The sequence below is a fragment of the Rhizobium sp. Root708 genome (assembly GCF_001429725.1).
Lineage (GTDB): Bacteria > Pseudomonadota > Alphaproteobacteria > Rhizobiales > Rhizobiaceae > Rhizobium.
The window spans coordinates 52,065-77,815 of the sequence record NZ_LMHV01000006.1; the positions used below are offsets into that span (position 1 = coordinate 52,065).

Genomic DNA, 25,751 nt, shown 5'->3' on the forward strand with positions numbered 1-25,751 from the left:
CGATGATCAATCTCAGGAACGTTCGCAAATTCTACGGTGCATTGGAGGTCATCAAGGGCGTCGACATCACTGTGGAAGACGGCGAGTTCGCGGTGTTTGTCGGGCCGTCCGGCTGCGGAAAGTCCACGCTGCTGCGGATGATCGCAGGGCTTGAGGGCATCGACGACGGCGATCTCATTCTCAACGGAAAACGGATCAACGACGTCCCGCCCGACAAGCGCGGTATCGCCATGGTGTTCCAATCTTATGCGCTCTATCCGCATATGACGGTCGCTGAGAATATCGGCTTCTCGCTCAGCCTGAAGAAGTTACCCGAAGGGGAAATCCGCCGGCAGGTGGAAGCGGTTGCCGAGACCCTGCAACTGACCGATTATCTCGACCGTCGCCCCGCCGCCTTATCAGGCGGGCAGCGGCAGCGCGTCGCCATCGGTCGCGCGATCATCAAAAAGCCGTCGCTCATCCTTTTCGACGAACCGCTCTCCAATCTCGATTCCGCCCTTCGCGTGCAGATGCGCGCCGAATTGCAGCGCCTGCACCGCGAACTGAAGGCAACGGTCGTCTACGTCACGCATGACCAGGTCGAGGCCATGACCATGGCTGACCGCATCGTCGTCCTCAACAAGGGAGTGGTTGCACAGCAGGGGGCGCCGATGGCGCTTTATCATCAGCCGGATAACGAATTCGTCGCCACCTTCATCGGTTCTCCGAAGATGAACACCATTCCGGTGTCGATCACCAAACCGGCCGCTGGCAGGCTCCACGCGCAAAGCCTGCTTGGCTTGAACCTTGAGCTGCCTGACGCCGGCGGGATCGTTCCGCAGGGCCAGGCCACGCTCGGCATCCGCCCTGAGCACCTGAAAATTACATCGGAAGGCCAGGGTGATCTGTCGGCAGAGGTCATGATCGTCGAGCGTCTCGGGGTCGAGACCTACATGACCGTCGGCTCGCAGGAACAGCCGATCGTCGTTCGTGCCGAAGGCGACATTGCGATCAGGCCCGGCGACCGCGTTTCGCTGACGGCGGATACATCCGCTTGCCACCTGTTCGATTCCGCGGGGCGGGTCATCCGCTCGGCTCAAGCTTCATAACATCGAGGATACCATGACAATCAAGGTCACCATCTGGAACGAAGGCCGTCACGAGCAGCTGCACAAGGAAGTCCAGGAGATCTATCCCGATCGCATAGACGGTGCGATCGCAGCCGGTATCGCCAACCCCGACTTCGAAGTCCGCCGAGGCACGCTCGACGATCCGCACGAGGGGCTTCCCGACTCCCTGCTCAATGATACCGATGTCCTGCTGTGGTGGGGGCACATGGCCCATGAAGAAGTAAGCGACGGGCTTATCGATCGGATACAGCAGCGCGTGCTCAAGGGTATGGGCCTTATCGTTCTGCATTCCGGGCATCACTCCAAGCTGTTTCGGCGACTGATGGGCACGAATGCCAATCTCTCCTGGCGCGAAACGCCGCAGGGCGATCTTGAGCGCGTGTGGGTGGTCAACCCGGCGCACCCGATCGCCGAGGGATTGCCACCATTTTTCGAAGTGAACGCCTCGGAAATGTACGGCGAGCCCTTCGACATTCCGCAGCCCGACGAGCTCGTTTTCATCTCGTGGTATTCGGGCGGCGAGGTGTTTCGCAGCGGCTGCACATGGCAGCGCGGTCGCGGTCGCATCTTCTTCTTCAGCCCCGGCCACGAGACCTATCCGATCTACCACGACGCAACCGTGCACAAGGTCATCTCGAACGGTATCCGCTGGGCCAAGCAGAGCCACACGGATGGTCGGACCCTCGAAAACTGGCACCGCGCGGAACCCATCCACGCCCGGCCCTGAAGCGCGAACTATCGGGCGGTCATCTGAGTGACCGCCCATATTTCCGGTGCAGCCGTCGCAGCAGGAATGCCGATCTGGAGCTTTGCTGCCCTATTGTATAGGACATGACCGAGGAATAGCGGGAGGCAGTTTTGCGAAAAGCGATCATCATTTGGGGCGGATGGCAGGGCCATGAGCCCGAGGAATGCGCGCGCGCAGTTTCCGCGTTGCTGCGCGAGGAGGATTTCGAAGTCCAGGTGACGGATGATCTCGCGATCTTTGGCTCGCAGTTTGTCAGCGAAGCAGATCTTCTCGTCCCTATCATCACGGGGGAGAAGCTTGAAAAGCCCCATGCGGACGCACTTGTCGAGTCCGTGCGAAACGGGCTGGGATTGGGTGGCCACCACGGCTCACTCGCCACGTCCTTCAAGGAAAGCGCACCGTTTCGCTACCTCTGCGGCGTCACTTGGGTTTCCCATCCCGGCAACATCATTGATTTCCGCGTCAACGTGACCAAGCCCCACGACCCTGTGATGGCTGATATCCCGGATTTCGATTACCGGTCCGAGCAATATTACCTTCACTTTGATCCTTCGATCGACATCCTGGCGACGACGCTCTTCAGCGGAGAGCATGACCCCGCGTGCCGCAACGTGACGATGCCGGTCGCGTTCAAACGTCAGTTTGGCACCGGTCGCGTGTTCTACTCGGCACTCGGGCATGTCGCCGCCGAGTTCGAGCACCCCCACATGCGGCGCATCCTGCAACGCGGACTTTCCTGGGCCGCACGCGGTTGATCGCGAAGCCGCGGCGGATTCATTGCCTCTGACCGACAAGTTCCCTACTAGATCTAAGGTATTCTAAATAATCGTACCGCATGGTACTTTATTTCGAATGTCGCTTAGATTCTGCGACGCTTCGATGAGACTTGAAGGGGAGCATATGACCGCACATCGACACAGCTGGGGCGACCTTGATCGTGGCGCACGGCCGTCCGGCGATCTCCAGCACCCGACAGCGGAAGAGGCTCTGCCGCAGCGGGAAAGTCTTCCGGCGATAAAGTTGCATTTTGAAATGAGCAAGAGCTTCGTCGATGCTGTCTTCGAGGTCAGCAAGAAGCGCGCACGAAAACAACCGATCAGCTAGAGACAGCCTAGCCGTTCTTCAACGGAGCCGATGTCGATGTCCTCACGACCAACGGCCCGTCGACCTTGATGGTCATTGGCCGCAGCTTCTTGCGATGCACCGCCATGTCGATCAGCGCTTCGGCCGCTTTCTGTCCCATTTCATAATTGGGAAGCACGAGCGTCGAAAGCGGCGGGTGCGTATAGCGCGCCAGTTCCTGGTCGTCATATCCCATGACGGAAACATCCTCGGGCACCCGCAGGCCCTTCTCGGCGGCTGCCTCCATGACACCGATCGCCATGAGGTCGTTGCCGCAGAAAATCGCCGTCGGCCGATTGGCCATCGACAACAGTTCCAAGCCTTCTTCATAGCCTCGCAACGGCAGCCAATCGCCATCCCGCACAAGCTGCGGATCGAATGCGACATCCACCGTGGCGAGCGCCTGCTTGTAACCCTTCAGGCGATCGATCGCCGCGTCCATCCAGGGTTCACCGTTGATGAACCCGATGCGCCGATGCCCAAGCGAGGTCAGATGCGCCGTGGCGGCAAACCCGCCCGCCACTTCGCCGGGCACGATGGCCATATGCTGGCGCGGCTCCGCATAGCAGTTCAACAATACGGTCGGGATATCCCGGAGCGCGTCGGGAACCTGCACCTTTCGCGTAAAGATCGTTGCGTAGATCACGCCGATGATCGACGGATCCCGCAGAACGGAGCGCAGCACAGCATCCTCGAGATCGGGATTCGAGCGTGTCGCATGCGCTGAAACCAGGAAGCCCTGTTCGAAGGCATGGTCGCGCGCACCGTCAAGGCTGACGACCGGATGCGGGCTGGTTGAGATTTCATCGACGATGAAAGCGATCGTGTCCTTTTCGACTGCGGCCTCTTCCGGGCGATCATGACGGACACCAGGTAATTTATAACCAATTTTATGAGCAGCCTCCCGCACCTTCATCTGCGTTTCCGCGGAGATGCGCGAGCCGGACATCTCATTGAGAACAAGCGAGACGCTCGATTGCGAAACACCGGCAATTCTGGCAATATCCGTCATTGTTGGCCGCGTGCTGCCCCCACGACGCCCGACCTCGTCGTCGCGACCATTATTCCTTGCCATTAAAATCTCCTCCGCCGGCATGCTGCGATGCAAAGCGATTATTGCAAATGCTAATAAAATGACACTTGACTGCTAATATTATTAGCGACAATATCATCGCATGTGAAGCGATTATTGCTCACTGCCGGTAAGAGGATACCGGAAAATCTGGGAGGAGAAACCTGAGATGTCTACATTCTAACGTCGTACATTCTTGTTCGCGGCTACCGCGCTCGGCGCGATCGCCGTTGCCGGCACTGCCGCAATTGCGGAAGTCCCCGCGCTCAAGCAGAAAGACAAGTACAAGGTCGGGTTCGCGCAGACGGAATCCAACAACCCGTGGCGCATCGCGCAGACGGAAAGCATGAAGGCCGAAGCCGCCAAACTCGGATATCAGCTCGTCTACACCGACGCAGCCGGCTCCGCTGCAAAGCAGGTCGCCGACGTCAACTCGATGATCGCGCAGGGCGTTGACGTCATTTTCCTGGCGCCTCGTGAAGAGAAGCCGCTGATCCCGGCCGTCATGGCTGCCAAGAAGGCCGGCATTCCGGTCATCCTGCTTGATCGCAGCGTCGACCCGAAGCTTGCCAAGGCGGGTACCGACTATCTGACGTTCATCGGCTCGGACTTCATCAAGGAAGGCCAGCGCGTTGCCGAATGGCTCGCTAAGAACGCCAACGGCAAGAAGAAGATCATCGAACTCGAGGGAACCACGGGCTCGTCGCCGGCGAATGATCGCAAGAAGGCTTCGATGACGCAATCAAGGCCGCTGGCGGGTTCGAGATCGTCGCGTCGCAGTCGGGCGATTTTGCCCGCGACAAGGGCCGCCAGGTTGCCGAAGCTCTGCTCCAGGCTCATCCGGACGCCGACATCATCTATGCGCACAACGATGAAATGGCGATAGGCGCAATCTCGGCGATTGAAGCCGCCGGCAAAGTTCCAGGCGCAAGGAAGCCGTGCGGGCGGTCGTTGACGGAAAGATCGGCGCCGTCGTCGAGTGCAACCCACGCTTTGGACCAAAGGCTTTCGAGACCATGGCGCGCTACGCCAAGGGCGAGAAGATCGAGCCGTGGGTCATCAACAACGACAAGTTCTACGACGGCACCAACGCCAAGGCGGAAATCGCTGACGCCTACTAACCTCCTGGGCGGACCTGAACCGGTCGGTGCGGCTTGCCGTGCCGGCCGGATATTCATTGAGACAAGATGGGGTGGATCGGCATGTTGCTATCCATGCAGGGAATTTCGAAGTCCTTCGGCGGCGTTCCTGCGCTGCGCACGGCTTCACTGGAGATAGCCGCAGGCGAAGTCATGGCGCTGGTCGGCCAGAATGGCGCCGGGAAATCGACACTGATCAAGATCCTGACCGGGGTCTATCAACGCGATGAAGGAGCGATCCACTTCGATGGACGTGACATCGACTTCGCCTCGCCCTCGGAGAGCCAGGCCGTCGGGATCGCCACGATCTATCAGGAAATCAATCTCGCGCCCCAACGTTCGGTTGCGGAGAACATTTACCTGTCACGCGAGCCGCGACGCTACGGTTTCCTAGACCGGCGAGCCATGCGCGAGGGCGCAAAGGCGGTGCTGAAAACCTTCAAGCTCGAGATCGACGTCGATTTGCCGGTCGCGCATTTCAATGCCGCGACGCGGCAGATGGTATCGATCGCCCGCGCGGTCACCCAGAATGCCCGGCTCCTGATCATGGATGAGCCGACATCTTCTCTCGACGAGCGCGAAGTTGCGGTTCTCTTCGAAACTATCCGAACGTTGAAACAGAACGGCGTGGCTGTCGTCTTCATCGGCCATCGCCTCGACGAGCTCTACGCCATTTGTGACCGCGTGACGATCATGCGCGACGGCCAGACCGTCGCGGTCGGCGCCATGCGGGACACGCCGAAGATGGAGCTGGTGCGCCATATGCTTGGGCGCGAACTCGCTGCCTTCGAGGCCTTGAGCAGAGATACGGATGCCAATGCCGAGCGACCGATCCGCCTCGCGCTTGAAGGCGCAGGTTCGGGCCTTCGCGTGCGCAACGTCGACCTGTCCATTCGTGAAGGCGAAATCTCCGGCCTCGCCGGCCTCCTTGGTTCCGGCCGAACGGAAACCGCCCGCATCATCTTTGGCCTCGACAGGCTGGAACGCGGCACAATGCGTTTTGACGGAAAGCTCCGCAGCTACTCCGAACCGGCCGCGGCGATTGCAGACGGCATCGGTCTGGTGTCCGAAGATCGAAAGGTCGACGGCATCGTGCCCGACATGAGCATCCGGGAGAACATGACCCTGGCTGCTTCCAAAGCTCAGCAGGGCAGGGATCGTCGATCGCGCGCGCCAGAGCGAGATCGTGGAACGCTTCATCAAGGCGCTCGGCGTCAAATGCGCCTCACCGGACCAACCGATCAAGGAGCTCTCCGGCGGCAATCAGCAAAAGGTGTTGCTGGCGCGCTGGCTCTGCACCGAGCCCCAGGTTCTCATCGTCGACGAGCCGACACGCGGCATCGATATCGGCGCAAAGACCGAGATCCTCCGTCTGCTGAGGAAGCTGGCCGATGAGGGATTAAGCGTCCTGATGATTTCCTCCGAACTCGAGGAACTGCTTGCCGCCGCCGATCACGTGACGGTGCTCAGTGACGGCTCCTCCGTCGCCGTGGTTGCGCGGCAGAAGCTTTCCGAACAGACATTGCTTGCCGCCATGGCGCATCAGGTCGATTGAAAATGACGATTACAGACACATCGACAAAACCATCCGTCCCTCCGAGGACGTCCGTTCTGCAGCTTGCGAGCCGCTACGGTACGGCTGTTGCCCTTCTGCTGCTGATCGTCGTCAACATCGCGATCACCCCGAATTTCCTTTCCTGGCAGACACTCAACGTCAATCTGACCCAGGTCGCCACCATCGTCATCGTCGCGACCGGCATGACGTTGGTGATCGCCACCGGCGGCATCGATCTTTCCGTCGGCTCGCTGATGGCAATCGCCGGTGCGATTGCGCCGATGATCTTCCTCGGCACGATCATTCCGATAGACAACACCGCTCTGGCGGTAGGGCTTGCGTTTCTGATCCCGGTCATCGTCGCGATGCTGTTCGGCTGGTTCAACGGGATCCTCGTGACGCGTTTTGCGATCCAGCCGATCGTCGCCACGCTCGTTCTCTTCATTGCCGGACGCGGCATTGCACAGGTGATGACCAACGGCAATCTGCAGGTCTTCAAGAATCCCGCCTTTCAGTTCATCGCAATGGGGCATATCGCCGGGATACCGGCTCAGGTCGTGCTGATGATAGCGATAACGATACTGGCCTACTGCCTGATACGTTTCACCACGATCGGCCGGCAGATCATTGCGGTCGGCGGAAACGAGAAAGCGGCACGACTAACCGGCATTCCCGTGAGGCGCATAAAGACGCTGGTCTACGTGATCAGCGGAGCGTTGTCCGGCATCCCCGGGCTTGTCGTCGTCGCCCGCAACTCGGCCAGCGACGCGAACCTCGTCGGTATGGGGATGGAGCTTGATGCCATCGCAGCGGTTGCCGTCGGCGGTTCATTGCTGACAGGCGGAAGAGCGAACATCTTTGGCACGCTGCTCGGAGCCTTCGTCATCCAGCTTGTGCGCTACACCCTGCTTGCGAATGGCGTGCCGGATGCCGCCGCGCTTGTCGTCAAGGCCGGGCTCATCATTGTCGCAGTCTTCATCCAGCAGCGCGCCGACAGGAGCTGAGATGTTTCTCACCACCATGAAATCCTTTGCACCGAAATCTTCCGGCGATCTTGCGCGGCTCGGCGTTCTGATTGCCTTGTTGGCGCTTATCGCCTTCGGCGCCCTGCGTTACGACAACTTCCTGTCGCCGTTCAACATCCTGACGTTCCTTCGCTACAACTCGATGTTCGCCTTGATCGCACTCGGCATGGCCTTTGTCATCATGAGCGGCGGTATCGACCTGTCGGTTGGCGGCGTCGCGGCACTTGCCAGTGTCGTTTCGGCGTTGGCATCGCCGTATGGCTGGCTGCCGGGGCTTGCGGCGGGTATCCTGACGGGCCTTGTTGCCGGCCTCTTCAACGGGATCGTCATCACCAAGCTACGCATCCAGCCATTCATTGCCACCCTGGCTGCCATGCTGGCCGCCTATGGAAGCGCGCTGTTGCTGGCGGACAATCAATCGGTGTCCGTATCCTACGATACGGCCTTTGTGTCGATCGGACAGGAGGATTGGCTGGGCTTCCCGATCCCGAGATGGATCGCCATTGGCGCCTATGTCGCAGGCTGGGTCATCCTCGACCGCCGGCCTTTTGGCCGCCATGTGCTGGCAATCGGCGACGGAGAACACACGGCCTCGTTGATGGGCCTGAAGGTCGAGCGAACGCTGCTCGCGGTCTACGCCATGTCCGGCCTCCTAGCCGGTCTCGCTGGTGTGCTCCTTGCCGCGCAGTTCGGTGCAGGTCAGCCGACCGAAGGCATCGGTTGGGAACTGTTCGCGATCGCTTCGGTGGTTGTCGGCGGCACGCTCCTGACCGGAGGATCGGGTTCGGTCGGCGCGACGCTCGCCGGCGCACTCCTTCTCGGGATGGTCTTCAACGTTCTGAATTTCGAGAACGGGCTTGGATGGATTTCGCTGTCTGCCTACTGGCAGTCGGTGATCCGCGGCGCCTTCCTGCTTGTCGTCGTGATCTTGCAGGCTCGCCTCACCGCTCGATCCGCGTCCTAGCGCCTCAACAGGCGCCGGGAAGTCAGGTAATGGATAAACCGCCGTCGACAGGCAGGCAGACGCCGTTGACCATGGCGGCTTCGTCGCTCAACAGAAACAGGATCGCCTCGGCGACCTCTTTCGGCTCCAGGAACCGGCCGAGCGGAATGCGCGCCTTCACAGGATCGGCCTTTTCGGGATCGCTCCAGGCAAGCTTTCCCATCGGCGTGAGCGTGACTGTCGGGTTGACGCTGTTGACGCGGATGCCACCCGGGCCCAGCTCGGCAGCCATCACGCGGGTCATCGCGTCGAGAGCGGCCTTCGAGGCGCAATAGGCCGTGTGGTTTTCCACGCCACGACGGGCAGCGTCGCTGGAGACATTGACAATCGCTCCGGCCACACCGCGACGGAGCCAGTCACGCGCGACGATTTGGGAGAGGATCATCGGCGCGACCGCATTGACGTTCATCACCCGATTGAATTCGGCAATCTCAGTCGAAACGAATGATTGGAGCGTGGTCGTGCCGGCACAGTTGACCAGCAGATCGATGGGAAGGGCGCCGGCGACCGACGTCTCGATGACATCGAGATCGGCAAGATCGGTGCAGATTGTCTCGCAGCAGACCTCACTGGCAAGGAGATCGAGGTCCCGCTGATCACGGCTGAGCGCGACGACGGTTGCGCCGTGTTCCGCCAATAGCGGGACTGTTGCCCTGCCAATGCCCTTGCCCGCCCCGGTAACGAGAACCCGCCTATCTTTCCAGTCCATCTCTCGCCTTCTCCCGACAGCCAACAGCCGACAACAAGCCGCTGGCGCCACCGACTATAGATCAAGGCTTGCGTGCGAAGATCAATGGCAGCATATGATAAAAAGCCAAATCTCAAAGAGAATCTCGTTGCCCCAGGAAACATCGACCGAAACCATCGCGGAAAGCAGCTATCGCAGAATTCGGGCGGACATCCTTTTTGGCCGCCTGCCGCCAGGCCAGAAACTGAAACTCGATAACCTGAAGACGGCATACGACACGAGTATCAGCACTCTGCGGGAGATCCTCAACCGGCTGTCATCGGAAGGCCTTGTCGTCGCCGAAGGCCAGCGCGGTTTCGAGGTCTCCCCCATGTCCGTCGCGGATCTGAAGGAGATAGCCGAGCTGCGCCTGCTTCTGGAGATTCATGCGCTCGAGCAGTCGTTTGGCCGCGGCGAGATGGAGTGGGAGGCACGGCTGGTGTCCGCGCACTACAAGCTGGCACGCATGGAGCAAGCGATGGCGTCGGGTGACATCAGCCACGCGGAAGAATGGAAGCGGTATGACTGGGAATTTCATCAGGCGTTGATTTCGGCCTGCGGCTCAAAGCTGCTGATGGAGGCACACGCTGCCGTTTTCGACAAATACCTGCGCTACCAGATGGTCGCACTCTCCTATCGTGGCGCAGTCGCCGCACAGGAACACCAGCATCTGCTCGACGCGGCGCTAAAGCGCGATGGAGAGACCGCGAAGAAGACATTGGTCGCGCATATCCAGGGCGGAGTGGAGCACGCACTGGCCAAGGGACCGCTCCCCTGAGGAGAATGGTGCTTCACCTTTACAGGGATCGGGAAATGTCATGCTGAAGCCGTTGAGCGCACCTGCCGAGACTGTGAGTGATGTCGGTTTCCGACAGATCAGGCAGGATATCATCGCAGGGGTCCTCGCCCCCGGCGCCAAGATCAAGCTCGAACAGGCAAAAGAGCGCTATTCGATCGGCATCTCATCATTGCGGGAGATACTGAGCCGGCTGACGACCGAGAACTTGGTCGTTGCCGAAGGACAACGCGGCTTCGAGGTGAGTCCGGCGTCACGACAGGAGCTTGCGGAACTGGCCGATCTGAGAACAGTCCTTGAGTCTCACGCGATCGGCCTGTCCTTCGTCGCCGGCAATCTCGAATGGGAGGGCCGGATCGTCGCCGCCTACCACAAGCTCACTGCCGCGGAGAGAAACCTGCTGGCGGGTGATGCGTCTCGCACCATGGATTGGGTTCGATACGACTGGGAATTTCACCAGGCAATCGTCTCAGCCTGCAATTCCGCGACCTTGATGGCGACCCTCTCGTCGGTCTTCGACCGCTTCCTTCGCTACCACATGCTCGCCCGCAGCTTTCGCGGACAAGCCGTCGTCGACGATCACAAGCTGCTGTTCGAACTTGCGCTCAAGCGCGATATCGACGGAGCGCGAGCGGTCGTCCACAGGCACGTCCAGAGCGGCGTCGAGCACGTGCTTGGAAGCGGGCGGCTTCCTTAGTAACGACGCTCAAATGGTGTCGTAGGGAGGAAATCTGAAGTGACCGGTCGACCTTTTATCGTAGAACAGTGCGCAGACGAGGGGCTGCAAAATCGAGGAAGGCTCTGAGTTTCAGCGGCAGAACTCCTTTCGAAATATGCACAAGATGGACTGGCGACGGGGACTGTTCGAATTCCTCCAGCAGGGGAACGAGGAGGCCATCTTCCACCGCGCGCTTGGCTTGATACGACATCACCCTGGTAACGCCCAATCCCGCGACGGCGGCGTCGACGGCCGCCTCGGCCGTATTCACCGACAACCGAGGGCGCACAGACACGGAAACGTCCTTTTTCTCTTCCCTGAAGGTCCAGTACTGAGCCGACAATATGCCCTCGAAAGCCACGCAGTCGTGGCTTGCAAGATCATGCGGATGAAGCGGTCGCGGATGGCGTTTCAGATAATCGGGGCTGGCATAGACAATACGCCGAATGGAGCCGAGCCTAGTGGCGATCAGGTTGTTTTCCGAGAGATCGCTGATGCGGAGTGCGACATCGATATGCTCGTCTGCAAGGCTGACTGACCGGTCACTCATGGTGAGCCGCATGTTGATCTCAGGAAAGGCCTTCAGGAATTCGGTGATCACCGGCAGGACGTGCAGGCGGCCGAAGACGATCGGCGCCGTCATCGTCAGGTCGCCCTTCGGCGCCAGATACTCGCCCGAAGCGCGGCGCTCCGCCTCCTCAACGCGGCCCAATATCTCGCGTGCAGCGCCGACATAACCTTCCCCCGCTTCCGTCAGCAGAATCCTTCGGCTGGTCCGCGTTATCAATCGGACGCCGATGTGGGCCTCGAGCTCGGCAATCTTGCGGCTCACCGTCGGAAGCGGTGACCGCAATGTCCGCGCGGCGGCAGACAGGCTGCCGTTGTCCACCACCGCCAGAAAGACGCTCATAGCGTCGAGACGATCCATGTATTCATTCCATAAATTGAGAGGAAGCCTACCGAAATAGCAGTCTACTACAGAAAACTGGAAATCACTACTTTGCGAGCAGGTCTCCGGGCCGATGGTCTCAATCGCCGCAAAAGGGAATCCGCGATGAAACTCTATCACTATCCGCTATCGGGCCACGCGCACCGTGCCGTCCTCTTCCTGTCGCTGCTTGGCGTGAAAGCAGACCTCGTGGAGGTCGATATTCCAAACGGCGGTCACAAGGCGCCCGACTACCTGAAACTCAATCCATTCGGCCAGGTTCCGGTCCTCGACGACGAGGGTGTGGTGGTGAATGATTCCAATGCGATCCTGGTTTACGTGGCCACGAAACTCAATCGCAAGGACTGGCTGCCCGATGATCTGCCGAGCATCGCAAAGGTTCAAAAGTGGCTTTCGGTCGCCGCCGGTGAGATTGCCTACGGCCCCTGCGCCGCGCGCCTCATTACCGTTTTCGGTGCCGATTTTCGCGCAGACGAGGTGATCGCACGCGCTCACCGCATTCTCAAACTGATCGAAAGCGAGCTCACAGAGCACGGCTTCATCGTTGGCAACCGGCCGACCATCGCCGACGTCGCGCTCTACAGCTACATCGCCAATGCGCCCGAAGGGAATGTGGATCTGAAGCCTTATCCCGAGGTGCGCCATTGGCTGGCGCGTATCGAAGCTTTGCCCGGCTTCGTCGCGTTTACCAGCACGCCTGCCGGGCTCACAGCCTAACGACGTTGATGCGGCCGGTGCTTCCGGCCGCCTTGCTTTTCCACAGGAGGCGTTAATGCTTGATGGCGTCAAATCCACCTCTTCACCGTGGCATGAAGGTGAACTGGAGCTGCAGCGGCGACTTGGCGTGGCCGACCAGATGGATCCTGTCGGGCGCAAGGTGTTGCGCAATTTCCTGCTCGACCAGCATCGCGAATTCTATCCCCTGTTGCCCTTCATCATCATCGGAGCTGTTGATCCCGATGGTGCACCCTGGGCAACGATACGGGCCGGCCAGCCGGGCTTCCTTCATTCGCCTGATCCCCAGACATTGGTCATCGAAGCTGGCCGCGATCCGGCCGATCCGGCTGATCGGGGGATGGAAGATCGCGATCCGATCGGCCTCGTTGGCGTCGACCTTGTCACCCGCCGACGCAATCGGCTGAATGGCACAATCAGGCGCGATAGCGACAATAGCTTCAGCGTCGTTGTCAGCCAGAGCTTCGGCAACTGCCCGCGCTACATCCAGAACCGCCACTTTGCCTTTGTGCGCGATCCGGCAGGACAGCCGACCTCGACACCCGTGCTAACGGACCGTTTGACGGATGATGCACGCCGGATCATCGCGGCGTCGGATACGTTCTTTGTTGCATCCTATGCAGACCGCGATGACGACGGACGGCAGGTCGATGTATCGCACCGTGGCGGCAAGCCGGGCTTCGTTCGTGTCGACGCCGACGGCGGGCTGACCATACCGGACTTCAACGGCAATCTGTTCTTCAGCACGCTTGGCAACTTCGCGGTCAATCCGCGCGCAGGGCTGCTGTTCATCGATGATGAAACGGGGGACATACTTCAGTTAACCGGTCGGGTGGAGCTTATCTTCGATTCCCCCGAGATCGCGGCCTTCGAAGGCGCCGAGCGTCTGTGGCGGGTAATGCCTGACAGGGTTGTCCTGAGACCGGATGCACTGCCGCTGCGGTGGACGTTCGCGGAGAACGGATTTTCACCGAGCAGCCTAATGACCGGTAGCTGGGAAGAAGCCCAGCGCCGCCTGAAGGCAATTACGACGGCCAAGACCTGGAGGCGTTTTCGTGTCGAGCGGATCGTCGACGAAAGCGCGACAGTCCGTTCTCTTCATCTCGCGCCAACGGATGGAGAAGCCCTCGTTCCGCATCGAGCGGGGCAGCATCTTCCTATCAGGATGGTCGATGGCGCAGGCCACATTAGGCGTAGTTACACCATTTCCAGCGCGCCGGCCGATCACCAATATCGGCTGAGCATCAAGAGGGAGGGAAGAGGCTCGCAGCTGCTGCACAGCCTGCGGCCGGGCGACGAAATCGAAGTACTTGCGCCAGCCGGCAACTTCACGATCGAAGCAATGGAGCGGAAGCGGCCCGCCGTCCTGCTTGCCGCCGGCATTGGCATAACACCGCTGCTGTCGATGCTTCGCCATGTCGTGCACGAGGGCGACAGGACCCGCCATCGTCGCCCGATCTGGCTATTCAGGTCGTCGCGCAGCGCGGCCGAGCGGCCGTTCGACCGCGAGATCGGGGAACTGGTCGAACGGAGCCAGAGCACCGTGCACGATATACGCGTGCTTAGTGCACCGGCCGCGGGCGACGAAGGAAGCTACGATGTCGCCGGGCGCATCGACGTGGAACTGCTGAAGCAATATTTGCCCTTCGGCGACTATGACTTCTACCTGTGCGGACCATCATTGTTCATGCAGGGAATCCATGATGGGCTGAGAGGGCTTGATGTCTCGGAGGAGCGCATTCACGCCGAGGCATTCGGCCCATCGACCTTCAAAAGAGATGGCCAGGTGGCGACGACACCGCGTGACGGAGCAAAGCCTGCGGCGTCCGCGCCGACGCGGGTCATCTTTACCCAGTCAGCTAAGGAGGCGAGCTGGAAGCCGGGTGGTGGCTCGCTGCTGGAGCTTGCAGAGGCACGCGGACTTTCACCATCATACGGCTGCCGCGCCGGAAATTGCGGTGACTGCCGCGTAGCCATTACCAAAGGAAGCGTCAGCTACCCTTCGGAGCCAAGCTATCCAGTGGAAGATGGTGAGGTGCTGATCTGTAGCGCGGTGCCCGCTGACGGCGGCGACCTGCACCTTGAGATTTGAGCCGCTCCGGAGTGCTCAGAACGCTGCGGAAAGTGCAGGGGAATGAGGGCGTCGGTGATCACATATCTGCGATGAGGGGAACTTGGTCGAAATGCTCAGGTTGTGCTCGATGACTAACAAAGCATTATGGAGATTCCCATGCTCTTGAAACTCATCGCGACATCTATCCTATCCATCGGCCTCGCCACGGCTGCAATGGCACAATCATCCAGCGGAGCGGGCGGCGGCGGCGTTGGTGCCGGTAGTTCTGGAGGCGGCACGATGGGCGCCGGAGCGTCCGGTGGCGTTGGAACCGGAACAGATGCCGGCACTGGTAACACGCTATCGCCCAACGGGACGAATAGCGGGGCGAGCACTCCCTTCGACCCCAAGGCCACCAATCCCGCCACGCGGGGCCTGTCCGGTACCGGCAATGGCATGGGCAGAGGAACGCCCGATTGCAACGGCATGACAAGCAACAGCACGCAGTCGACGACGGCGGTAACGCCAGGGTCAAGTTCCACGACAACCGGAACCGATACCGCTTCGCAGATGACGCCAAAATGTCAGTGAAGGAATGATCCCGCCGTCTGGATCTGCGCGAAAAGGCATGCCTCTTTGAACTGAGAGGTCGCCTGCAGAGATGCCCCGGCAGGCCGCTTCACGACAGGGCGAAGATTCTGACTTCCCGCGCTATGCCCTGAAGCTCCTCCATGCGGGATACCGACGCGATGCCGCTCTCCCGCAGGATCTCTGAAACGTGGGCGTCTCCGACGATCGCCTCCGTGGTCATGATCACATTGGGATCGGCAAGGCCTTGCACGCGGGAAGCGATGTTGACCGTCTGCCCGAAATAATCCTGTCGATCGTTCAGATTGACCGCGAGGCAGGGTCCCTCGTGAATGCCGATCTTCAGAAGGAGATCGTCGCTGCCGTGTTCGGTATTCAGCCGAAGCATCGCTTCGCGCATTCTGAGCGCGGCCGCCCCCGCGCGATCCGGCGTTGGGAAGGTCGCCATCACGGCGTCGCCTATAGTCTTGACGACCGCTCCCGCCTCGGCGGCGACAATCTCATGAATAACCCTGAAATGCGCTCGTACGAGATCAAATGCAGCGAGATCTCCCACGCGCTCATAAAGAGCGGTCGAGCCCCTCAGGTCGGTGAAAAGGAAAGTCAGGCTCGTGATCTTGAGCCGCTGATCGACGTCGAGCGTGTCGGTACGATAGATATCGCGGAAGCTCTGATTGGTGAGCAGGCGTTTGGCTGTCAGGAAGGGTCTCCTGGAGCCCAGTATGTCATGCAGGTCATCTCCCGCGACGCAGACGTTTGGCACTACCCTGCGGTCGGTGTGGTTCTCGAGCGTCAGCCGTAACTGGCCTGGACGCAACACAAGCGTCTCATTCAGTGCATGCCCCTGACTGATGACCATCGAAAGGTTCTGGCGCTCGCTCGTAGCCTCCCCCTTCACATCGAGGAACCGCGCCGAGTGCGTCACTGCGTCGAAGATAATGACAAACTGCTCCGGCAGCTGCAGCGAAAGGAACGCCTTTTCTCCCGGAGCCAGTTCGATCAACTCCAGAAGGCTTCGCGAAAATTTCGCTTCGAAATCTTCCGGCAGATCGACTCCGGAGCTGAAGAAGATCTGGCGATAGTATTCGATCGGGGAAAGGCGATCGGGGTCGTGAGCCTCGATCCTGCGCACTCTCGGGCTGACCGTGAACGTGACCTCGACCATCTCGTCCAGAGTGGGCTCGTATCCGGCCGCGCAAAGCGCGCAATGGTAGGTCTCGCGATCAACGCCCTTGAGGGTCGTCCCGGTGTCGAGGACGCCACCGCATCCCGGACATAGAACGTTCCAGGTCATCTCGAAGGCCCCTATGCGCGCCGCATGCAGAAGCGCTGCAATGGTTTTTTCCTGATCGAGCTGGTGCGCATCCGCGAAGGCGAGCGCATTGATGCGGTTGAGATCGCGATCCGCGCCGGACGTGACCACGCTCTCGATACAGTCAACCGTATGCGGGTCTGCCGCCTGGCGCAGGGTGGCGAAAAGCACGTCCACTTCGCTCATCAGACAAGCCCCTGTGCACATAACCCAACGGCGGACATCGCCATTATCCGAACTATATCATGGGACCTTCCGGATAGAAATCTGTGTGCTCTGCCGCCGACCGTTCTGGCAATCAGGGCGGGTGCACTCCCCGCGTAGGATCAATGACCAATCCGCGGAGTTGGCGCACGATCGAGCCGAGTTGTTTCGAACCTGGTATCGGCTTTGGGATTTTTAGATGAAACCAACGTTGCTCGATCGCATTTCCGAAATCATCGATCCCGGAGACGCGCTTGGCGAGGTTCTCTTTGGATTGATCATGGCGCTGACCTGGACCGTCGGCTCCAGGCTCGTTTTTAAACAGGAAGGCTTGAATGTTCACGAACTGGTCATCGCAACGATCGGCTGCAACCTCGCCTGGGGCATCATCGATGCCATACTCTTCATTCTCGGCACCACCTTCTACAGAAGCCGGCGCGTTCGCCTCTTTCGGCAGATCAAGGCCGCGAAAAACGAAACCGCGGCTCTAGCCGTGATCGCAAACGAGTTTCCAGTCGATGAAATGCCGCTGTCTCCGAAGGCCGGCGATACCGATGCGCTCTATCGATCGCTTCTCATGCTGGCGAAGCGAGCCGACCCTTCGGCCGTCCCGCTGTCAAAAGCGGATCTGCTGGCCGCGCTGATTATCTTCTGTCTGGTCACCGCCACTGCCGTGCCGGCGGTGATCCCTTTCCTTTTCATCGGCAATTCGGATCTGGCATTGAGGGTCAGCAACCTCTTTCTGATAATCCTGCTGTTCATCACCGGCTATGCGTGGGCGAACTCCTCTGGCGGTCGGCCGTTTCACGCAGGCATCACGATGACCTGCCTCGGATTGGTGTTGGTCGCAATCGCGGTGGCGCTCGGAGGCTAGCGCGGCGGAATCTTCGCGCCCAAAAGCATAGCCATATCAAGCATCCTGTTCGCAAAGCCCCACTCGTTGTCGTACCATCCGAATACGCGCAGAAGCCCGCCGGGAGATACCGAAACCTCAGGCCCGGAGATAACGAGGGATTCGGACCGAGCACGCAGGTCGACGGAGACCAGCGGCTTCTCAATCCATCCGAGCACTGTCGATTGCTTTGCAGCATCGCGCAGGTGTTCTCGCGCTTCACTCAGTGTCGGAGCACGATCGAGCGACACGGTCAGGTCGATGGCGGATACGCTCGCCGTCGGAACGCGGATCGCGCGCGCCTCGATCTTGCCGGCAAGGCCGGGTAGCACCTTGCCAAGCAGCTTGTGCGCGCTGGTACTGGTCGGAACCATCGACAGCGCGGCAGCGCGGCTTCTCGCGAAATCATCGCGCGGTTGATCGACGGTGGGCTGGCTTCCCGTGTAACAGTGAACGGTGGTCATCTGTCCACCGACAACGCCATAGGCTTCATCGATCACCTTGAGGATTGGTGCCAGCGCGTTGGTCGTGCATGAGGCATTCGAGATGATCGTCTGCGCATCGAGAACACCCTCGTTCGCGCCCAATACGACCGTTACATCGGCGGCTTCCGCGGGTCCGGAGATCAGAACCCGCTTCGCCCCAGCCTCGATCGCCCGCGACACGAATTCGCGTGTGTACGGCTGACCGGTGCACTCGAGAAACACGTCGACGCCTTCAAGGTTCAGATCGCGAATATCGCGTGCACCGTGAAATGGAATGCGATGCGACCCGACCTGCAAGGCGCCATTGTCCGCCACAACGTCATCCGGCCAAGCGCCGAACACGCTGTCATACTGAAAAAGGTAGGCGCAGCTCTCCAACGGCGCGACGTCATTGATCAGCACCAGGTCGAGGTCGCGTTGACCGCTCAGCAGGATTCGCAGAATGGATCGGCCAATCCGGCCAAAACCGTTGATGGCAATCGTTGTCTTCCGTTTTGACATGGGGCCCTCGACGTCGCTGCTTGTCCGGTGATGGTGCTAAGGCAGTAAACGAAATTGCCTCCCCGTCGCAAGGTCGCAGGTGATGCCTATTGCCGATCACGCGAGCTTCACATTGTCACAATGACGGCAGCGTTTGCTCCACCGAAGTTCGGCGCGGCTCAACACGCGCGCAGCAAAAATCAAATAGCATTGACTAATTGATTAGTGACGACTATCGTTTCTGCATGATTGGACCTGAAGACCTAACGACTGTCATGCGCGCCCTCGCCGATCCGACCCGGCGGGCTGTATTCGAGCGCATCGCCAATGCCGACGAAATTACCGTCGTTGAATTGACCCGCGGCAGCAACGTGACCCAGGGCGCCATTTCGCAGCACCTGAAGTCTCTGAAAAAGGCGGGGCTCGTCAGCGAACGCCCTGAAGGTCGCAATGTCTACTATCGCGCTCAACCAGGTGGGCTCGCACCGTTGGCTGACTGGATGTCGCAGTATGAGGTCTTCTGGCGTGATCGTTTCGCCGACCTGAGAAACCTGCTGAAGGAAATCGATCCATGAACGACACCTCAAGACAGGACACACAAGCAATTGTCGTCGATGAGGTCTTTCCGCATTCTCCTGCCGTCGTCTGGAAGGCCCTGACAAACGGCGATCTGATCGGTCGTTGGTTGATGGCACCAAACGGCTTTAAGCCCGTGGTTGGCAGCCAATTCACGTTTCAAACCAGACCCGCGGGCGAATGGGACGGCACAATTCATTGCGAGGTGCTCGAGGTGGTGGAAAACGAGCGACTTTCATACGCATGGAGGGGCGGCCACGCGGGAAATCAGGGGTACGGTTCAAAGCTGGAAACGGTGGTCACCTTCATTCTTTCCAGCCTGGAGGCAGGGACGCGTCTGCGTCTTATCCACTCCGGTTTCCACCGTCCGACGAACGACACCGCCTATCAGAACATGAGCGAGGGCTGGAAAAAGGTCGTCAAGAAGCTCGACACGGTGATCGCCGAAGAGGCGTCATCGACAACATTGCATTGAACGACGGGAGAACGACATGAGCACGTCTTATGCTGGTGGTTGCGCTTGTGGCGCGATCCGATACGAAATCTCAGGCGATCCGGCCATCATGCTTGATTGCCAGTGCCGGCAGTGTCAACGCGACAGCGGAACCGGCCATCAATCCCACCTGACATTCGTCGCGGCCGAGGTCAAGGTCGAAGGCGAGGCAACGCATTGGCAGACCGTGGGTGACGGAGGAACCGTGAAGCAGCGCGCCTTCTGCCCGGTCTGCGGCTCGTCCGTCTACCTGACATTTCCGGCGATGCCCGATGTATTCATCGTCACGCCGGCAAGCCTTGACGACCCCGCGCGCTACAAGCCGCAGCTGGTATCCTGGACAGCCGCCGGACATCCCTGGGATCACATCGACCCGGCTCTGCCGACGTTCGATAAAATGCCGACAGGGTAGGTTGTCTGGCGGGGATAAAACGACACTTGGCGACAACGCCGTGCGCGCTATCGCGTCGTCTCGCGGCCCGACGTTTCCGCCGGCCGATGAGGTCGCGAGACGCGGCAAGGTGGACGAATGTAACAGGCGCTCCAACCTCACGCCTTATCCGTTCGCGATAGACATGCTTCAGCGCCGAGCATCCAACGATTGCTCTCCCATTGCAGGGGCCGAGAACATCGCCGACCCGTGCGAGCCACGGCCAGCGATCCTAGTCATCGAGGGGTTCGGGACTGCTCATCTTCACTATTGTTTCAGGCGGATGGAAATCGTCTCTATCGAGATACGTCATTCCGAGCCGTGCGCCGGGGGCGACCCCGACGGTCGTTCTCCCGCACCGAAAATACCCATCAGAACGATGCGCGAGACGCGTTTAGAGCGAAGCCGTGATGCCACCATCGACATAGAGAATGTGCCCGTTCACGAATGAGGACGCTGCCGAAGCGAGGAAGACGCAGGCGCCGACAAGTTCATCGACCTGTCCCCAGCGGCCAGCCGGCGTCCGTTTCTCAAGCCAGGCAGAGAAGGCCCCGTCGGCAACAAGCGCGGCGTTCAGCGGAGTATCGAAATAGCCGGGTGCGATGGCATTGCATTGCAGCCCGTACTTTGCCCAGTCGGTCGCCATCCCCTTGGTCAGGTTTCCGACGGCGCCCTTCGTGGCGGTGTATGGAGCAATGCCTGGGCGCGCCAGCGCGGTCTGCACGCTCGCGATATTAATGATCTTGCCTGCGCCCCGGGCGATCATGTGGCGAGCAACCGCCTGCCCGACGTTGAAGACCGACGAGATATTCGTCTGCAGCAACCGCTCGAAAGCATCAGCGGGAAAGTCCTCAAGCGGCGCCCGGTGCTGCATGCCTGCATTGTTCACGAGAATGTCGATGGGACCGCTCTTCTCCTCGAACTCATCGATCGCTTGCCGAGCAGCCGCGTGGTTCGTAACATCGAACTGCAATGTGTATGCACCGGCGATCGTCGCGGCTGCCGCTTCCAGCTTTTCCCTATCTCGCCCATTCAGAACGACGTTCGCCCCTGCCCGCGCCAGTCCCTGCGCGAGTGCCAAACCAATGCCCTGAGACGATCCCGTGATGAGGGCGCGTCGAGCGGTCAGATCGAATAATTCCAGCGACACATTCCCGCCTTTCCATATCTCGACAAGTCTATTTCACCTGACCGTGTATCGATAACACGCGATGTCAAGAGATCGCCACGCCTCATTCTTTCAGTGGCCGTATCGCCGCGAAGAGCCGCTCGACTTCATCTGCCGGAGGCTTTTCGTAGGCTCGTGCAGCACCAGCCCATTGGGCCCTGCCACGCCCTAAACTCCTGGCTATCCAGCATCCTTCGGCACGCCATCCGGACGCATCTGTTTTTTCAAGGCGGCAATACGGAAAATCGCGTTCGGAGCTCCGTAGCCGCGGTAGCCACGACGCTCGACAACTTCGAAGAAGAAGCCTTCGCCGTAGGTTCCGCTGTAGAGCTGAAAATACTCGCCGCCGTCATCCCGGTCATAGAGAATGTTCTCCGCTCTGAGCCGTTCCGTCAGATCCGGATCCAAGCCAAACCGCGCCTCGATGTCGTCGAAGTAGTTCGGCGATATGTGCAGAGACTTGAAGCCCTGGGCGCGCAGCGACCGGGCGGTCGCGAAAATATCGTCCGTCGCGAAAGCAAGGTGCTGAATCCCGGAACCGAATTTCTCGGCGATAAAATGGCCCGCAAGTGTGCGCCGATTTTCGGCACCGTTCATGGTGATGCGCAGGGCGCCGCTGTCGCTCTCCACGACCTGACTGCGCACGACGCCACCCGGATCGATGATATCGACCATCGGCGTCTTCGCCGCTTCGAAGATAGAAGTGTAAAACAAAAGCCAGGTCAGCATCTCGTCGAACGCGACCGTCTGGGCTACGTGGTCGACGTGTAGCAGGCCAGCCTCGCCAGCGTTATCGCTATCCGTAACCGGCGCAAAATCGATCTCGGAAAAGCGCCCGAGCGCGCTCTTGTCGTCGATGAGGTAGATCACGCCGCCGCCCACGCCGCGGATTGCAGGCAACTCAAGCTCACCCTCGGCAACCGGCTGAGAAAACGGCTCTGCATCGAGCGCAAGCGCACGCTGATAGGCGGCGGCTGCATCTTCGACGACAAGCGCCAGAGCGTAGGCGAATGTGCCGTGGACGGCATAGGCGGCATTTGCAAAGCCCGTCGGCTCGACGTTGACGAGGATCTTGATGTCTCCTTGCTGGAATAGGCTGACCTTCTTGGAACGGTGTCTGCCGGCAAGCCGGAAGCCGAGCGTTTTGAGCAGAGCGATCAGATCACCTGCTTCATCCTCATCCGTCGCGAATTCCACGAAGCCGACGCTGGTGACGACCGCGCGTTTGGGCATTGCCGCTCCGATCTGCGTATGCGTCTTCGCCCGCACCTGGTCGGCGAGATAGATCAGCGAGCGATGGCCGTCGGCGGCGACCGCGCGCGTGGAGCCGCCTCGAAACTGATCGTTGAATATCTCGAGAGAGAAGTAGCCGTCGTATCCGGTGGACGCGACCGCCTCGGTGAAGGCGGTAACGGGTAGATCGCCCTCGCCGGGCATATTGCGGAAATGGCGGCTCCAGTAGAGCAGATCCATGTCGATCAGCGGTGCATCCGCCAGCTGGACGATGAAGATCTTGTCCTTCGGTATGGAGCGGATGGAATCGACGTCGATCTTGCGAGACAGCGAATGAAAGCTGTCGAGAATGAGCCCGACATTCGGATGGTTGGCGCGACGAACGATTTCCCAGGCATCGCGGTGGTCGTTGATGTAGCGTCCCCACGCCAAGGCTTCGTAGCCCACCCTCAACCCCCGCTTTGCCGCACGTTCACCCAACTCGTGGAAGTCCGCGGCCGCGCGCTCGATACCACCGAGTGCTGCTGGCGAGACATTCGAGCAGACTAGGACGAGGTCCGTCCCAAGCTCTTGCATGACATCAAACTTGCGCTCGGCGCGATCGAAGGTTCGCGAGCGCAGCGGCTCCGGCATGGCTTCAAAATCGCGGAAGGGCTGGAACAGCGTGATCTGCATTCCGAGATCGCGCACCATCCTGCCGACGTCGGCGGGACTGCCGTCGAACGCAAGGAAGTCGTTCTCGAATATCTCGACACCGTCAAAGCCGGCTCGGGCGATCGCTTCCAGCTTCTCGGGAAGCTCTCCACTGAGCGTTACCGTCGCAATTGAGGTCTTCATAGCCAAGCCTTTCTCGCCGGAAATTTGTGTGGGCGGCCAAGAGCAGAGATCCGCTGCCACCGCCTGAAGACATTATGTCGAATATCGTGAGGATTTCAATTCAGTTGGTTAAATAGAAAATCTCATACGATTTATAAAAACTATGTTGCCTTCGGCCGCCTCCTCTGACAACAATACGAGCCTACGGTCAGAGGAGCGCAGGCCCGCCAAGCCACGCGACCGTCAAACGGAGGAGGAAACAATGTTCAAATCGATGCTGACGCGCCGCAACGCAATGCTGGGCGCCGTAGCTCTCATGACAGCGGTCGGACTTTCCCGACCGGCAGCAGCAATCACGCCGGATGAAATCAAGGCGCGAGGCAAGCTGATCGTCGGAATCCAGGGAGACAACCCACCATGGGGTTTTGTCACCAGCGCTGGCAAGCAGGACGGCCTTGATGCTGACATAGCAACCCTGTTCGGCAAGGAACTCGGGGTTCCGGTCGAATTCGTTCCGCTTGAGGTCAACAACCGCATTCCCGCCCTGACCACCGGACGGGTCGACTTGCTGTTTGCGACGATGGCGATGCTGCCTGATCGCGCCAAGGCCGTGCAGTTCAGTAAACCCTATGTCGCCAACGCAATCGTGCTGATCGGACCGAAGTCGATGTCGATCAAAAGCAACGAGGACATGGCGCGCCTGACAATCGGCGTCGCCAAGGGCGCGGCTCAGGATACGCAGGTCACGAAAAACGCGCCGCAAACCGCGACGATCCGGCGCTTCGACGGCGATGCCGCCAGCGTTCAGGCACTTGCGTCCGGACAGGTGCAGGCTCTCGGTGGCAACATTTTCTACATGGACCGCGTCGAGAAGGCTCGCCCCGGCGAGTTCGAGAACAAGCTTGAGTTCCAGAAACTCTACAACGGCGCATGCACACGCCTCGGCGAGAAGGAAATCAACGCCGCTCTCAACACCTTTATCGACAAGATCAAGGGTAACGGTGAGTTGAAGGCCGTCTACGACAAGTGGATGAAGGTTCCCGTTCCGGAGTTCCCGGCGACGCTCGAAGGCATTCCGTTCACCGCGAACTGACGCTTTCGCACCTCAGCAAGAGAACGATGCGGTTGGGCATTGGCTTTGATGCCCAACCGGCTTGCACCTCACACCGCCAGACTGCCTTGCGCCATGGAGCGAGATCATGACCAGAACGATTTTCGTTCTCAATGGACCGAATTTGAACCTGCTCGGCCAGCGCGAGCCTGCGATCTATGGAACGACAACACTCGACGACATCAAGGCGAAATGCATCAGCAAGGCGGAAACCCTTGGTTTCGCGATCGATTTCCGCCAGACCAATTTTGAAGGCGAACTCGTTGAAAGCGTTCATCAGGCACGCAACCAAGCCTGCGGCATCATCATCAACCCCGCGGCCTATACATTCACGTCAATCGCACTACTCGATGCCCTGAAGACGTTCGAACCACCGAAGATCGAGCTGCATATTTCCAATGTCCACGCGCGGGAAGAGATTTACCACAAATCGCTGATCTCCCGGATCGCGACGGCGATCCTGATCGGGTTCGGAGCGGATGGTTATGAGCTGGCCGTGCAGGCCATGGCCGGAATGGTTCGACGGGGCTGAGGGACTGCGATGAACTACACGCTCGACTTCTCGCCTGTCATCGACGGGCTCCCAACTCTCCTTCTTGGCTGTCTCGGCACATTCTTCCTCGCCATCTGCGGCATGATCCTGGCAATCGTCATCGGCGTCGGCGGCGTGGCGTTGCGCGACAGCGCCTTGAAACCGGTGCGCTGGCTGGTGATCGCCTTCGTGGAACTGATCCGCAACACGCCGTTCCTGGTCCAGATATTCTTTCTCTATTTCGCCCTGCCGCTCGCCGGCATTCGGCTTGATCCGACGCCAACGGCCATCATCGCGCTCGGCATCAACGGCGGAGCCTATGCGATCGAGATTATCCGCGGCGGCGTCCAGTCGATCCCGAAAGGACAGATGGAGGCAGGCCTTGCCCTTGGCCTTCACAAGGCACAGGTGTTCCGACTGATCATTCTCAAACCGGCGCTGCGCGCGATCTATCCATCGTTGACCAGCCAGTTTGTTTTGCTGACCCTTTCGACAAGCATCGCCTCGGCGATCTCGGCTTACGAACTGACCTCGGTTTCACAACGGATCGAGTCCGAGAGCTTTCGGAGCTTCGAGGTCTATTTCACCGTCACGCTGTTCTACCTCGTGATTTCCTGGGTCATGATGCGCCTGTTTGCCTTCTTCTCGGCGCGTTATTTCACCTATCCGGTCAAGTAGAG

The 25,751-nt window shown here is 59.8% G+C and carries 25 protein-coding genes and 2 pseudogenes; 20 read left to right on the top strand and 7 right to left on the bottom strand.

All coding sequences use genetic code 11. The features are described from left to right. Window positions 1-2 precede the first annotated feature (2 nt). The 4 genes from ASE04_RS06435 to ASE04_RS06450 all read left to right on the top strand — a co-directional run bounded on the left by ASE04_RS06435 (window position 3) and on the right by ASE04_RS06450 (window position 2,961). Window positions 3-1,088, top strand: coding sequence for an ABC transporter ATP-binding protein (locus ASE04_RS06435; protein ID WP_056814092.1), 1,086 nt, complete (start codon window positions 3-5; stop codon window positions 1,086-1,088). 13 nt (window positions 1,089-1,101) lie between these two features. Next, a complete protein-coding gene (locus ASE04_RS06440; protein ID WP_056813817.1) occupies window positions 1,102-1,836 on the top strand; it encodes a ThuA domain-containing protein in 735 nt (244 codons plus the stop codon). 131 nt (window positions 1,837-1,967) lie between these two features. Then, a complete protein-coding gene (locus ASE04_RS06445; protein ID WP_056813820.1) occupies window positions 1,968-2,612 on the top strand; it encodes a ThuA domain-containing protein in 645 nt (214 codons plus the stop codon). 145 nt (window positions 2,613-2,757) lie between these two features. After that, window positions 2,758-2,961 carry a hypothetical protein gene (locus ASE04_RS06450; RefSeq protein WP_056813822.1) on the top strand — a complete coding sequence of 68 codons (204 nt, stop codon included), beginning with the start codon at window positions 2,758-2,760 and terminating at the stop codon, window positions 2,959-2,961. 7 nt (window positions 2,962-2,968) lie between these two features. Here ASE04_RS06450 and ASE04_RS06455 read toward each other — a convergent pair whose 3' ends face one another. Then, window positions 2,969-4,054 carry a LacI family DNA-binding transcriptional regulator gene (locus tag ASE04_RS06455; protein ID WP_056813828.1) on the bottom strand — a complete coding sequence of 362 codons (1,086 nt, stop codon included), beginning with the start codon at window positions 4,052-4,054 and terminating at the stop codon, window positions 2,969-2,971. Between the two features lie 193 nt (window positions 4,055-4,247). Here ASE04_RS06455 and ASE04_RS06460 point away from each other — a divergent pair. From ASE04_RS06460 to ASE04_RS06475, 4 genes and pseudogenes are all read left to right on the top strand, one after another. Continuing rightward, a pseudogene (locus ASE04_RS06460) lies at window positions 4,248-5,172 on the top strand (ABC transporter substrate-binding protein). Between the two features lie 81 nt (window positions 5,173-5,253). Next, window positions 5,254-6,745, top strand: a pseudogene (locus tag ASE04_RS06465) (sugar ABC transporter ATP-binding protein). 2 nt (window positions 6,746-6,747) lie between these two features. Continuing rightward, on the top strand, window positions 6,748-7,749 hold the full coding sequence (locus ASE04_RS06470) for an ABC transporter permease (protein ID WP_056813830.1): 1,002 nt from the start codon (window positions 6,748-6,750) through the stop codon (window positions 7,747-7,749). A 1-nt stretch (window position 7,750) separates the two neighbouring features. Beyond that, the gene (locus ASE04_RS06475; protein WP_056813834.1) at window positions 7,751-8,734 is read left to right on the top strand and encodes an ABC transporter permease; all 984 of its coding nucleotides are present in this window, start codon (window positions 7,751-7,753) and stop codon (window positions 8,732-8,734) included. A gap of 22 nt (window positions 8,735-8,756) precedes the next feature. Here ASE04_RS06475 and ASE04_RS06480 read toward each other — a convergent pair whose 3' ends face one another. Continuing rightward, on the bottom strand, window positions 8,757-9,482 hold the full coding sequence (locus ASE04_RS06480) for an SDR family oxidoreductase (RefSeq protein WP_056813837.1): 726 nt from the start codon (window positions 9,480-9,482) through the stop codon (window positions 8,757-8,759). Between the two features lie 127 nt (window positions 9,483-9,609). Between ASE04_RS06480 and ASE04_RS06485 the strand changes: the two genes are divergently transcribed. Both ASE04_RS06485 and ASE04_RS06490 read left to right on the top strand, forming a co-directional pair. Beyond that, entirely contained in the window at window positions 9,610-10,278 is a 669-nt protein-coding gene (locus tag ASE04_RS06485; RefSeq protein WP_443216846.1) for a GntR family transcriptional regulator, read from the top strand. A 40-nt stretch (window positions 10,279-10,318) separates the two neighbouring features. Beyond that, window positions 10,319-10,993 (top strand): GntR family transcriptional regulator, encoded by a 675-nt coding sequence (locus tag ASE04_RS06490; RefSeq protein ID WP_056813843.1) that lies wholly within the window; start codon window positions 10,319-10,321, stop codon window positions 10,991-10,993. Between the two features lie 55 nt (window positions 10,994-11,048). On the opposite strand, the gene ASE04_RS06495 is transcribed toward ASE04_RS06490, so the two are convergent. Continuing rightward, window positions 11,049-11,942, bottom strand: coding sequence for a LysR family transcriptional regulator (locus tag ASE04_RS06495; protein WP_056813847.1), 894 nt, complete (start codon window positions 11,940-11,942; stop codon window positions 11,049-11,051). A gap of 126 nt (window positions 11,943-12,068) precedes the next feature. Here ASE04_RS06495 and ASE04_RS06500 point away from each other — a divergent pair, with 126 nt between their 5' ends. From ASE04_RS06500 to ASE04_RS06510, 3 genes are all read left to right on the top strand, one after another. Continuing rightward, a complete protein-coding gene (locus ASE04_RS06500; protein WP_056814095.1) occupies window positions 12,069-12,680 on the top strand; it encodes a glutathione S-transferase family protein in 612 nt (203 codons plus the stop codon). A gap of 55 nt (window positions 12,681-12,735) precedes the next feature. Further along, window positions 12,736-14,790: a 2Fe-2S iron-sulfur cluster-binding protein gene (locus ASE04_RS06505; protein WP_056813850.1), complete on the top strand. Its 2,055-nt coding sequence runs from the start codon at window positions 12,736-12,738 to the stop codon at window positions 14,788-14,790. Between the two features lie 138 nt (window positions 14,791-14,928). Next, window positions 14,929-15,342 (top strand): hypothetical protein, encoded by a 414-nt coding sequence (locus ASE04_RS06510; protein WP_056813854.1) that lies wholly within the window; start codon window positions 14,929-14,931, stop codon window positions 15,340-15,342. An 88-nt stretch (window positions 15,343-15,430) separates the two neighbouring features. Here the strand turns inward: ASE04_RS06510 and ASE04_RS06515 are convergent, their stop codons facing one another. After that, window positions 15,431-16,837, bottom strand: coding sequence for an adenylate/guanylate cyclase domain-containing protein (locus ASE04_RS06515; RefSeq protein WP_056813860.1), 1,407 nt, complete (start codon window positions 16,835-16,837; stop codon window positions 15,431-15,433). 217 nt (window positions 16,838-17,054) lie between these two features. Between ASE04_RS06515 and ASE04_RS06520 the strand changes: the two genes are divergently transcribed. After that, window positions 17,055-17,729, top strand: a complete 675-nt coding sequence (locus ASE04_RS06520) for a VIT1/CCC1 transporter family protein (RefSeq protein ID WP_056813864.1) — start codon at window positions 17,055-17,057, stop codon at window positions 17,727-17,729. On the opposite strand, the gene ASE04_RS06525 is transcribed toward ASE04_RS06520, so the two are convergent. Continuing rightward, entirely contained in the window at window positions 17,726-18,733 is a 1,008-nt protein-coding gene (locus tag ASE04_RS06525; protein WP_056813867.1) for a type I glyceraldehyde-3-phosphate dehydrogenase, read from the bottom strand. The two genes, ASE04_RS06520 and ASE04_RS06525, sit on opposite strands and share 4 nt — an antisense overlap. A 224-nt stretch (window positions 18,734-18,957) precedes the next feature. Between ASE04_RS06525 and ASE04_RS06530 the strand changes: the two genes are divergently transcribed. The 3 genes from ASE04_RS06530 to ASE04_RS06540 are packed head-to-tail and all read left to right on the top strand — an operon-like array spanning window position 18,958 to window position 20,193. Beyond that, window positions 18,958-19,287, top strand: a complete 330-nt coding sequence (locus ASE04_RS06530) for an ArsR/SmtB family transcription factor (RefSeq protein ID WP_056813870.1) — start codon at window positions 18,958-18,960, stop codon at window positions 19,285-19,287. Then, window positions 19,284-19,763 carry an SRPBCC family protein gene (locus tag ASE04_RS06535; RefSeq protein WP_056813873.1) on the top strand — a complete coding sequence of 160 codons (480 nt, stop codon included), beginning with the start codon at window positions 19,284-19,286 and terminating at the stop codon, window positions 19,761-19,763. Before ASE04_RS06530 ends, ASE04_RS06535 begins: the two co-directional genes overlap by 4 nt. A 16-nt stretch (window positions 19,764-19,779) precedes the next feature. Further along, window positions 19,780-20,193 carry a GFA family protein gene (locus tag ASE04_RS06540; RefSeq protein WP_056813874.1) on the top strand — a complete coding sequence of 138 codons (414 nt, stop codon included), beginning with the start codon at window positions 19,780-19,782 and terminating at the stop codon, window positions 20,191-20,193. A gap of 412 nt (window positions 20,194-20,605) precedes the next feature. Here the strand turns inward: ASE04_RS06540 and ASE04_RS06545 are convergent, their stop codons facing one another. Continuing rightward, window positions 20,606-21,361 carry an SDR family oxidoreductase gene (locus tag ASE04_RS06545; protein WP_056813877.1) on the bottom strand — a complete coding sequence of 252 codons (756 nt, stop codon included), beginning with the start codon at window positions 21,359-21,361 and terminating at the stop codon, window positions 20,606-20,608. Between the two features lie 198 nt (window positions 21,362-21,559). Beyond that, complete coding sequence (locus ASE04_RS06550) at window positions 21,560-23,449, bottom strand: bifunctional sugar phosphate isomerase/epimerase/4-hydroxyphenylpyruvate dioxygenase family protein (RefSeq protein ID WP_056813880.1); 1,890 nt, start codon at window positions 23,447-23,449, stop codon at window positions 21,560-21,562. A gap of 241 nt (window positions 23,450-23,690) precedes the next feature. Here ASE04_RS06550 and ASE04_RS06555 point away from each other — a divergent pair, with 241 nt between their 5' ends. The 3 genes from ASE04_RS06555 to ASE04_RS06565 all read left to right on the top strand — a co-directional run bounded on the left by ASE04_RS06555 (window position 23,691) and on the right by ASE04_RS06565 (window position 25,749). Then, complete coding sequence (locus ASE04_RS06555; protein ID WP_056813885.1) at window positions 23,691-24,521, top strand: transporter substrate-binding domain-containing protein; 831 nt, start codon at window positions 23,691-23,693, stop codon at window positions 24,519-24,521. A gap of 106 nt (window positions 24,522-24,627) precedes the next feature. Continuing rightward, the gene (gene aroQ, locus ASE04_RS06560) at window positions 24,628-25,071 is read left to right on the top strand and encodes a type II 3-dehydroquinate dehydratase (RefSeq protein WP_056813887.1); all 444 of its coding nucleotides are present in this window, start codon (window positions 24,628-24,630) and stop codon (window positions 25,069-25,071) included. A 9-nt stretch (window positions 25,072-25,080) separates the two neighbouring features. After that, window positions 25,081-25,749, top strand: a complete 669-nt coding sequence (locus tag ASE04_RS06565; protein ID WP_056813891.1) for an amino acid ABC transporter permease — start codon at window positions 25,081-25,083, stop codon at window positions 25,747-25,749. Window positions 25,750-25,751: the final 2 nt, after the last annotated feature.